Source organism: Paenibacillus ottowii (assembly GCF_050516475.1).
In the GTDB taxonomy this organism is placed as follows: domain Bacteria; phylum Bacillota; class Bacilli; order Paenibacillales; family Paenibacillaceae; genus Paenibacillus; species Paenibacillus ottowii.
Genome location: NZ_CP191577.1, coordinates 4,656,061 through 4,666,679, shown reverse-complemented (window position 1 = coordinate 4,666,679; position 10,619 = coordinate 4,656,061). Strand labels below are relative to the sequence as shown.

Here is a 10,619-nt window from a genome sequence, read left to right as displayed (position 1 = left end):
TAAAATAAAGAAAAAAATCCAATGATTAAATTTAATGAGGTGCTTTTAAATATGAATATCTGTCAAATGAGGTATGGTCAAGCCCCCATTTAGTGGATAGTAGGAACTGTAAGATATTTTATGTAAACATTTCACAGTGTGAACATGAACCTCTGAATTTTGTTTTATAGTTTGACCTTGAAAGGCTATAGTCTTTCAAGGTTTTTCTTTGTTCACCTTGTCAAAGAAGAAGCAAATCGTCAGGAAGTAATTCTGCCCTATCCTCAACGCTTGCTACCACGTAAAAGAGTGACGTTTGGGATGCGTTCTGCATCCCAAAGTATTACTTTCCGGACTGGATGAATTACCGGATGAGAATCCATTAGACATGTACTGGACAATTGTGCAACTAATAGCAATGCGGAATGCCATCGTCAAACAGGAGGCAGAAATAGTTATGATTTGGATTGAACAAAAATAATGGAAGTTAAGAGTATAGTGAATAACGAATAAACATAACGAATAAACATAACAAATACTGAGAAACTTATTACTGTAAGATTCATAATAAGGAATAGGATTTTCAATATGCAAGCAGGTATACCAATAATCCTTAAATATTGAAATATTATATGAATTTTTGATTTGAGTAACGTAGACGGATACGACTAAGACCGTTTTCTCCTTAGGGACGGGCAGTAAGGGGCCATTTCCTATGGGAGATACTCCTTATACTACCTTAAGGTGACGATGCTATTTTTATTTATTATCTGAGCTTTACAGGGGAAATCATTTTTTCAATCGTAGTACTTGTTGTCTGACTCTCTTTCGTTGTGATTTATATTGTTCTGTCATTTCGTCATGGTGTTTTTTTAGTTCGCTGTGATTCCTGTTTTTAATGCTTTTTAAGGTTTTAAATATTTCTGAATGGTAGCCATCTGGATCAAGTTGTTTTTTTATCTCATTCTTTCCCCAAGATTCCCCATCAAGCCAAGCCATTTGGAGTTGAAAAGCAACTTCATCTGCAAGTACTTTGGTTGGAAGTTCGATGATTATTTTTTCAGCAACCCCATCTCTTAACACCACATAGTACCTATTGTTATGAACGATTGAATAGTACAATCTAGAGTTCCTCCTTTTGGAATGTTGTTTTATCACACGAAGCTCCCCGGCTAAAATACGAAATTCGCTATGAAAGCTGATCCTACCTAGAAGAAGTGTGGAATCTATTATTGAAGGTATCTCCTATTCAATATTATTGGTAATTCGATATTTTATTATTTATTGAATAGAAAAAATTTTGTTGTCAATAAATATAGATATAAGTTAAAGGGAGGAACAATGATGCCCCTAAAATCAGATGGTTTGAAAATGTATGATTTTGCTTCAGTTACACCTTTGGGTATCCGGTATCAGCAGCTTTATTATACGTGTTCCAAAGCGATACGAGAGCGTTGGTTTGAGCTAGCCCAAAGAGACGGGGCATGGAATATCCGTATTCAATATACTCCAAATGACCTGAATATTATTTATCTAGAAGCAGATTCCAAAGAACTTGAAGAATGCAGAATTGTTGTAAGAGAGTCACTGCAAGGTCTTAACTTAGAGGATTATGTACAGAGTGTCCAGCTAATGAAACTAGCTAAGCAAATCATAGAAAAACAGGATTAGGGTTCAAAATTTTTACGTGGAAACATGTGAAAACAGGTGACGCATTTACACAAGGAGGGATGTACAAGTGTATTTAGATCAACTTGAGCTGTTTATTAAGGAGGGGAACTATAAAAATCTAAAACGGACGGAAAAGGAGATTGCAATAATACGAAATAGTGTGATGAAACATCAAGAGAGCCTAGGATTGAAACGAATGGTATGGTTAAAGCAGAGGATAGTGGGAACGTTTAGCTCGGTATATACCTATGATGAAGATAAGAGAAATCTGTTCGATTTTTTGAATAGCTTTGGATTACTTCCTTTTGTTTTGAACATTACATGGGACAAACTCCTACCCGAGGACCAAAAGAAACTTGAACAGCTTGCAACTCCGAAACAGTCTTACTTACGTTTTTCGCCCAAAAAATCATTATGGATAGATGCTGATGAGTTAAGGGGCTTTGAGGTACACGTTAAACAGCTAGATATTATACAGCAGATCGAGGAGTGGAAAAGAATTCGGCTCTTTCTTGATCGAGAATTACAACGGTGGAATGCCCTGAGAAAAACCTCGGTGCGGGAAATGGAGAAGGAGATTCAAAGAATAGATCTTTCTTTTGGGAGTTTGAATGTAGTTATCCCAAGCCCACAGCTTAAGGCCATAGATGCGTTGGATCAATTAAGTGAAGATTCTTTAGTTAACGCTGGCTGTATTAATTACGAGTTAGTGATGGAATATGCTGCAAAAGGTTTCTTTAAGAAGTCTGAGATTAATCGTTTCCGTCAGATAAAAAATATAACGAGTAAATATGTTCTAGCCAAACTGGAGAAAGACGAAAGGATGTATGAATTTTTTTTTAGAAAACAACATCGTTATCACGACTCAGTCAAGAAAGTTCATGGAGATCGTAGGCGATCCTTGGCTTGCACATATTTACGAATGATAAAGATCTATTCTATTTTAGATGCGTTGACTTACGTTATTACACGAAATGAATTGCACCAATCCATTTTACCTCTCAAGCGACACTATCTGTAGCAGTTATTTTCAAAGGGGTTGGAGGATAAAGAAAGCAACCTAAGATAATCAGACGGAGACCAAAGCTGTGAAAATCCCTTGCTGAGCGATTGTATATCAATCTTGAAAGCCAAGATATTTATGTTGGTAAGACCTATTTATTTATTCCTTGAAGCACAATTCATGGTATAATCTCACCAAACACGAGTTCTTTATAATTTACGCTATTTTGTCGAAAGTCAGATTACTAATAAGCTGGAGTAGTCCAGAAATCTCTCTAGAAAAATTATATATCACACATCTAAAAGTCAGGCACCTTGTTTTTACAGTGGGGCTTTTTTTGCATTTACTACGAGGTGAATGGAGGGGCACTATGGCTCAAGCATATCCAATTCCCACCACGATAGAAAAATGGATAAAACAAGGCAAAGGTCAGGGCATGGGAAAACATTATGTACCTTGGTTTACAGCAAGGCAGGTACCTTCACAAGGGCGGACGCATACCGCAAAAGGAATTAAATCAGGAAGAGAGCACTTACTTCTTTCGGATCTAGAATGGTATTACTTTTATTTATTGGAATGGTCTGATGTCATCGAAGGGTACCGTGAACAATATCCGCTCTTACCCATAGAAGAAACGATTCAGATTGCGGAAGACCTCGGCGTTGATCATCCCATTGATCCGCAGAAACGCGAGCTGAAGGTGATGACTACTGATTTTGTGATTGACCAGGACGATAGCCCCGTTGATGTTGTGAATATTAAACCAGCCAATAAGATTACAATACGTGAAGCGGAGAAAATGGAAATTGAAAGACAGTATTGGAAGGCAAGAGATGTAGGATGGAGCTTGGTAACCGATAAAGATATTCCTGTTTCCTACGCCATGAATGTTCAATACGTTCATAAAACCTATAATCTGGCGCCGTACCATATTACAGATCAGCATGTAATGAAGGCTAGAGTGTTAATGGAACAAATGATTGTAGATCCAGCTTACAAATTAACCGATATAACCAATCAAGCAGATGATGCGTTAGGACTAACACCTGGGAACAGTCTAGTCATTGTAAGACACCTGATTATGACTAAACAATGGAAAGTGAACATGAAGACAAGAATAGATCCTAATCGTCCCTTGGAAATACTAGATTTGAACTATGGTATATCCAGCCAACAAGGGGGAATGCGCCATGCATAATGAAATTTACGTAAATACAATTTTGGCGGTATGGCAAGGTGAGACAGAAGAAGAGGAAGAATGTAATGAACCTGATTTGTATCGTGTACTTTGGGTGCAGCGCAACGAAGATCTAGTAATTATGATCAATACGAAAGAAGAAAAGGGGTATAAGCCTTATCCTGAAATGTTTTCATATTCTATGATTCAGGAAGAAATGAAGGCTGGCAATATAGAAAAGACAGTTATATCTATTCCTAAAATCCATTACCCGGAGCATCAACTGAGCCCTAAGGACAAACAAATCCGGGACCAAAGGTGGAGTTATTTGAACAGGTTAGCAAGTAAGGAGAATGTACCCCATATATTCTACAAACATGAACGAGGCCGTATCGTATCTGACTTGCATAAGGAAACAGGAATATCTAAAGTCCTCATCTGGCGCATTCTTAGAAGGTACTGGCAACGCGGGATGGTTGAAAATACATTACTGCCTGATTATGATCGCTGTGGTGGAAAGGGTAAGGAGCGTGCGAGTACGAATCAGAAGCTGGGCAGACCGAATATGCAAAGCCGGCTTGACCAGGATGTAGTAGGAATTATTGTTACAGATGAAGTCAAACATATTTTTCGAGTCTCCATTGCGAGATGGCATCATAAACGAGAAAAACGAACGTTTCAGGAAGTCTACGAACTCATGCTAGCCCGATTTTTTAATGATGGGTTTGAACTCATTGAAGGGAAACAGGTCCCCATCCTTAAGCCTAACCATGAGAGACCAACTCTTCGCCAATTTAAATATTTTTACCAGAAAGAAAACAATGCTGAGGATATGATTTTAAGTCGTGAAGGTAGCAGAAGGTACAATATCAGGTACAGAGCAGTAGAAGGTAATTTAAAACACCGGAACTTCGGGCCAGGTTCTGCATATCAGATTGATTCTACGATTGCGGATATCTATGTGGTTAGCCGTTTTAATCGAAAATGGGTTATTGGCAGGCCAATAATATATATTGTTTCTGATGCGTTTAGTTCTTTAATTGCAGGAATTTATGTCGGGTTTGAAGGCCCCAGTTGGGTAGGGGCGATGCTCGCTTTAGAGAATGCAGCTTCTAATAAAGTAGAGTATTGTGAACGATTTGGAATTGAACTCGCAGAAGATGAATGGCCAGCAATTGGGCTACCAGAGGTTTTAACGACAGATCGAGGAACAGAGTATACCAGCCAGTATCCTAAGCATTTAAAAAGGACATTAAATGTGGAGTTGGAGGCATTGCCTCCATTTCGTCCAGACTGGAAGCCAGTAGTGGAGAAAACCTTCGATTTAATTCAGGGATTGGTTATAAAATGGATTCCAGGTGCTGTTCTCGAACGAGAAAAAGAAAGAGGTGAAACAGACTACCGTTCCAAAGCTATTCTTGATATTCATGAATTTGAAACGATCTTAATCGAATGTGTACGTTATCATAATAAACGTTTTTTACCATCTTATAAGCGTTCACCCGCAATGATTGAAGATGAAATTAAACCAACACCAGTAAACTTATGGCAGTGGGGTATACGCAAAGGACTGGGGGCTCTACGATGGGTGACAAAGGAAGAACTTCGTATGAATTTACTTCCTTCCAAAAAAGGCAGATTTACGAGAGATGGCATCCGTTTTGCTGGACATGCCTATACTTGTGTAACGGCTGAACAACAGTCATGGAGATTTCGAGCAAAGAACAAAGAAATTATTGAAGTGGAGTATAGTTATGATCCCAGAGATACCTCAATTATTTTCTTAAGACATGAAGGGGGCAGCTTTGAAGAGTGTTACCGCTTAAGTGATCTGTATGAATCAACGAAAGCTAACTCATTTTACCGATACGAAGAAGATTTGGACAAGATGGTTTATGAGGAGCAACTTTCTCGAAATGACCAGGATGAAAATATTCAGGATCGAATTATACTGCGCACAAAAAGTGCAGCCATAGTTGAAGAAGCCAAACAAAAGACGGGACAAGCAATAAAGGGAATGAATCAGACGGCTAGATTAAAGAACATGCGAGAGAAACAATGGCAAGAAAAAGAGAGAGAGCGGCAAACAAATAATTGGACAATTGGACAGGAGCAGCCTTCCAAAGTAAAAAATAATGTTGTGCCTTTCCATATGAATGTTAATCCTCAGGAAGATCGGTTACAGCAAACAAAAGCAGATTTACTCAGGAAAATACTAGAGGAGGATGAGGAGTCATGACCGTCAAACATCCTATTCGAGGTAGGGTAGAGGTAGCCGAATATAGGGATACAGGAATCCCTGACTATAATGGGCATCCTCTAATCGAGGCTCTTCCTTGCATTATGGAGGATGCTGACGTCATTCGTAAAATAAAAAATATAAAGAAATTTAATCCAGAAGAGCGAATGATGAGCCCAAGTAAACGTCGGCACTGTATTGAAAGGTTAAGGAGCTTTGTTATTCCTTTGAGTCATCATATAGAACTTCAACAGGATTTTTCAGAAATGATTCGGCAGGGGTATTTATCTAGAAACATAAATACAACCGATTATATACGTCGTTTAAGATCGCTCATGCTTGGTTTCAAAGATCCAGAGATAGCAGAGCTTGAAAAGGAACATTTATTTGTTCCGGCTCCTACTTCTTCCGGGCTTGCGATTATTGGGATATCTGGTGCCGGGAAAACCACAGCCATCAATCGGATATTGAGTCTTTACCCCCAAGTTATCATGCATCCTAAATATGAAGAGAAGCAGCTTGTTTGGTTAAAGGTTGATTGCCCTGTGACCGGAACTGTCAAACAGTTATGTCTAGGCGTCATTAAAGAAGTAGGCGAACTTTTTGGAGATATGAACTATGAGCTCTACTCCCGATATAGAACTGACCAGCTAATACCTGTTCTGGCTTCGATGGCCATGAGATACCATTTGGGAGTACTTGTCATTGATGAAATTCAATATTTGAGTGAGGCAAAATCTGGTGGGGCTACTCTTATGCTGAACTTCTTTAATTCGTTAATAAACATGATCGGCATCCCTGTAATTCTTATTGGTACACCCAAAGCTAAAAGTTTGTTTTCTCAAGAATTTAGAAATATCAAACGAGTCACAAATCAAGGGAGTATTTACTGGGATCGTTTGAAAAAAGAAGATAGTGATTGGATACTGTTTCTTTCTCAGCTTTGGAAACATCAATGGACTCAGCATGAGGTTGAAATGACTCAGGAGCTTAACAATGTCATGTATGAAGAAAGCCAGGGGATACCTGATTTGATAGTTAAGATCTTTATTGAATCTCAAAAAAGAGCCATCGAAACGGAGGAAAGGTTAACGTCTTCTCTTATACATTCGGTAGCCCAGAATCAATTTAAAATATTACAACCTGCTCTTGACGCATTAAGAAGTGGGAAGAAAGAAGAAATGCTCCGCTTCCTTGATATTTTCCTTAGCGATTCTCCGAAAGAAATCTTAACAAATGTTGATCGCACAGAACTAAAAAGGAATTTTGGCTTAGATGTTGACCAACTTTTGGATGAAAATCAACAAGAAGACGAGATGAACGAGATTGTAATCTGGTTGATGGATGCTGGGGTTACAGAGGAAGCTGCACGAAAGGCAGCAGGAAAACACAAGACTGAAGATAAAACACTATGGAAAAGATTAGCCTTTCAAGAAGCGCATTCTGCGATTGTGGATGTGGCAGAGGCTATTCCGTCGTCTTCAAATAGAAAAAAAACGGAGAAAAATAGAAAATTAAATGGTTTAATTACTCACATTAATAAAGAAACAGTTAAAAAGAAAAATAAACAGACCAATTATGCAATTTTAAAAGCAGCCGGGTATATTCAAGACCCGTTCAAATTTCTACAGCTGGAGTGATAAGGGAATGGGAGCGACTTTGTATCCAGATGAATTGTTAGCTAGTTTCATAGCCCGAAATCATTTGTTAAGAGGGCATAGAAGCATAAAAACCACATATCAGTCGTTTTTTCATTTAACAGCTGGGAAGCCAGCTTATGATCTCCCAAGTGGTTTAAAAGCCCTGCTCCAAAGTGAACAATTAAAAATAACCTTAGATGAGCTCATTCACTTTCACACTCTGTATCCTTATTACAAGCCTTTCTGGTCAATACAGCAATGTAGACAGGTGAAAGAGGAAATGGCAGCGGACAAAAGTCAACGAATTCAAATGATAGCTGGAGTAATGGCTAGCATCATTCGTACCCATAAAGTTCTGAAAATTTGCCCATTATGTTTACAAGCGGATCTAGATCAATTTGGTGAAGCCTACTGGCACAGAACGCATCAATTGCCAGGAGTTTTAGTATGTCCTATTCATAAATGCTTTTTGTTAGAAAAATGCCACCAATGTAACGAGGATTTTATGGATCAGCGCATTCAGTATCCTGCTTTACCTACTGCATTTTGTAGAAATCATCATGCTTTAAGTGAGATGGTTAGTATTGTCGAAGACCCGCGTTTGATTGGGATATCAGATTTTAGTAACTATATCTTGAAAGGTGGATATAGTGAATATAACAAGGAACAAATGTATGATAAATATATACAACGCTTAATCCGGCTTGGTTACTGTACAGCGACAGGAAGAGTCAAGCAAAGAGAAGTAAGGGAGTTTTTTTTGAGCCAATACAATCCTCAATTTTTAACCAAGATCGCTGTGAAACTACCGGAAGATACCGATTTCAATTGGTTATCGACTATCCTCCGCAAATCAAGAAGGGCTCAACATCCGCTCCTGCACATATTGATTATTCAGTTGTTGTGGGATGCACCGGAAAACATAAAGTTAGAAGGAGTAAGTTCCCCCTTTGGCTCCGGGCCGTGGCCATGCCTAAATCCAATCTCTGATCATTACCACATTAATATTATTCACCATGTAAAAATAACAAGATGCTCAAATACCCGGAAACCAGTTGGAACCTTCGAATGTCCAAGCTGTGGATTTACCTATTCAAGAAGGGGTCCTGATCAAGACAGAAGTGCTATCTATACAATAGGCAGGATAAAAAAATTTGGACCAATTTGGGAGATTCAGTTAGAACAATTGTCTAAGGATCATGCGCTAGGCCTGAGAGAACTGAGCAGGTTGATGAAATGTGACCCAAAAACGATAAAACGTTATTTAATCGGATCTATAAGCCTTAAGAACGAAGCGAATAATTTAACTAATTTTCAACAAAGGAAGAAAAAAAGAAAAGCTACTCCCACTACTAAAAAATTGAACGTAACCCCCGTAAGGGTGGATTGGGCAATACGAGATCAGGAAATAAACATGCTTATTAAGGATGCTATAAAAAAAATCAAACAACAAGAGGGTAAGCCTATAAAGATTACTAAAGCCCGAATAGGTCGTACAATAGGTCAATTAGCTATTTTAGAAAAAAAGCTGGATCTACTTCCATTGTGCAAGGAAACTCTCCAAAGACATGTGGAAACTTTGGAACAGCACCAGAAAAGAAGAATCGATTGGATCATTAATCAATGCACGTTGCAGAAGCTGCCTTTAAGAAAATGGTTCATCATAAGGAAAGCTGGCATAGGCCAAAAATATTCGAAGGAAATGGAGTACTATATTGCGGAAAGGCTAAAAGACGCCGTATAAATTGGGGATATAACAATTGAAAATTAACCAATTATTAGGTATGGAAGAGTTTCATAGGATGAAATTGAGCTTGTACCCAGATGAATCTGTGTATAGCATTTGTGCGCGCTATTATTTGTATACAGGCCATTTTGCACGTTTGGCAAAAATAAAACGGAACAACAAGTTGTATTCTAGTTTGCAGAATGCTTTCCTATTGATGAGCCCAGTCAGTCTTCCTGTTGGTTCTAGGTGGGTACGTGATTCTTATTTCCTTGAGAAACACAGTGCATATCCGTATTTTAGTCATTTTATTTTAAATCCAGAGCACAGAAAGAAATTTAAGCGATCAATATTAGAAGGAGATCCTTATATATTAGAAAAAAGACTACATCCGGATCATGGTAGAAAGTTAAGATTATGTTCTATTTGTGTAGATGAAGAGGTTAATAAATATGGAGAACCTTATTGGCACCGTTCACACCAACTACCAGGGAGTATAGTATGCCATATACATAATGTATTATTGGTGTCTGAATGCCCTATATGTAAAGAGAGTCTAGCCGATAGAAATGATCCCCTTCCTAAGGTTCTTCCCTTATTTTGTTCTCATGGTCATTCGCTTCATTGTACTCGTTCAAATAGAAATAAAGATTTGCTTACCATTGCCAACAATAACTGGCTACTGCTTCACATGCAAAGAGCCATTCGCTTTACTAGAATCCGAAAGACCATGTTTTATTTTTTAAAAAGAGATAAAGTTGAACAAACTCATTCTCTTTATACAACAATAATGTATTCAAAATTCCTTAATCGCTTTGGCGAAGAAACGCTTTCGCAAATTGGGCTGTCAGATCAGGATATAGTGCTTCCTTCGCTTTTGGGAGAGGAGGTATTAATCAATCCTCTTATTTACATTATTTATATGATTTATTTCTCAGGTTCAACGGACGAATTTATAAAGTTTAATATCAATTGAATTACCTTCGATAAAGAAGCACTCGACCAAGTGACGATACCGATCATAATTCAGGATTAATCAGGGGTTTTTCATTGCTGGCTATGCCTGTTGCTCTTCCAAAAGAACTCAAATTGCAGGCGTGTCCCACCCTCAATCGGTCAGGACTTGCTTCGTAGACAATTTCATTGCATTAGTATGTCGTATCCCTGAACAGACGGAGCAATTT

8 protein-coding genes are annotated in these 10,619 nt (G+C 38.2%); 7 read left to right on the top strand and 1 reads right to left on the bottom strand.

Annotated features, from left to right (window positions below; all coding sequences use genetic code 11):
* Positions 1-768: 768 nt before the first annotated feature.
* The gene (locus ACQQ6X_RS21735) at positions 769-1,101 is read right to left on the bottom strand and encodes a hypothetical protein (protein ID WP_305167000.1); all 333 of its coding nucleotides are present in this window, start codon (positions 1,099-1,101) and stop codon (positions 769-771) included.
* Positions 1,102-1,263: 162 nt separating this feature from the next.
* Between ACQQ6X_RS21735 and ACQQ6X_RS21730 the strand changes: the two genes are divergently transcribed.
* The 7 genes from ACQQ6X_RS21730 (at position 1,264) to ACQQ6X_RS21700 (ending at position 10,411) form a co-directional block, all read left to right on the top strand.
* Entirely contained in the window at positions 1,264-1,650 is a 387-nt protein-coding gene (locus ACQQ6X_RS21730) for a hypothetical protein (RefSeq protein ID WP_430493489.1), read from the top strand.
* A 67-nt stretch (positions 1,651-1,717) separates the two neighbouring features.
* Positions 1,718-2,671: a hypothetical protein gene (locus ACQQ6X_RS21725; protein ID WP_305166998.1), complete on the top strand. Its 954-nt coding sequence runs from the start codon at positions 1,718-1,720 to the stop codon at positions 2,669-2,671.
* 352 nt (positions 2,672-3,023) lie between these two features.
* Complete coding sequence (locus ACQQ6X_RS21720; protein ID WP_058710347.1) at positions 3,024-3,851, top strand: heteromeric transposase endonuclease subunit TnsA; 828 nt, start codon at positions 3,024-3,026, stop codon at positions 3,849-3,851.
* Complete coding sequence (locus tag ACQQ6X_RS21715; RefSeq protein ID WP_305166997.1) at positions 3,844-6,069, top strand: Mu transposase C-terminal domain-containing protein; 2,226 nt, start codon at positions 3,844-3,846, stop codon at positions 6,067-6,069. The genes ACQQ6X_RS21720 and ACQQ6X_RS21715 overlap by 8 nt, the downstream gene beginning before the upstream one ends.
* A complete protein-coding gene (locus ACQQ6X_RS21710) occupies positions 6,066-7,709 on the top strand; it encodes an ATP-binding protein (RefSeq protein WP_305166996.1) in 1,644 nt (547 codons plus the stop codon). The genes ACQQ6X_RS21715 and ACQQ6X_RS21710 overlap by 4 nt, the downstream gene beginning before the upstream one ends.
* A gap of 7 nt (positions 7,710-7,716) precedes the next feature.
* On the top strand, positions 7,717-9,453 hold the full coding sequence (locus tag ACQQ6X_RS21705) for a TnsD family Tn7-like transposition protein (RefSeq protein WP_305166995.1): 1,737 nt from the start codon (positions 7,717-7,719) through the stop codon (positions 9,451-9,453).
* A gap of 16 nt (positions 9,454-9,469) precedes the next feature.
* Complete coding sequence (locus ACQQ6X_RS21700) at positions 9,470-10,411, top strand: TniQ family protein (protein WP_305166994.1); 942 nt, start codon at positions 9,470-9,472, stop codon at positions 10,409-10,411.
* Positions 10,412-10,619: the final 208 nt, after the last annotated feature.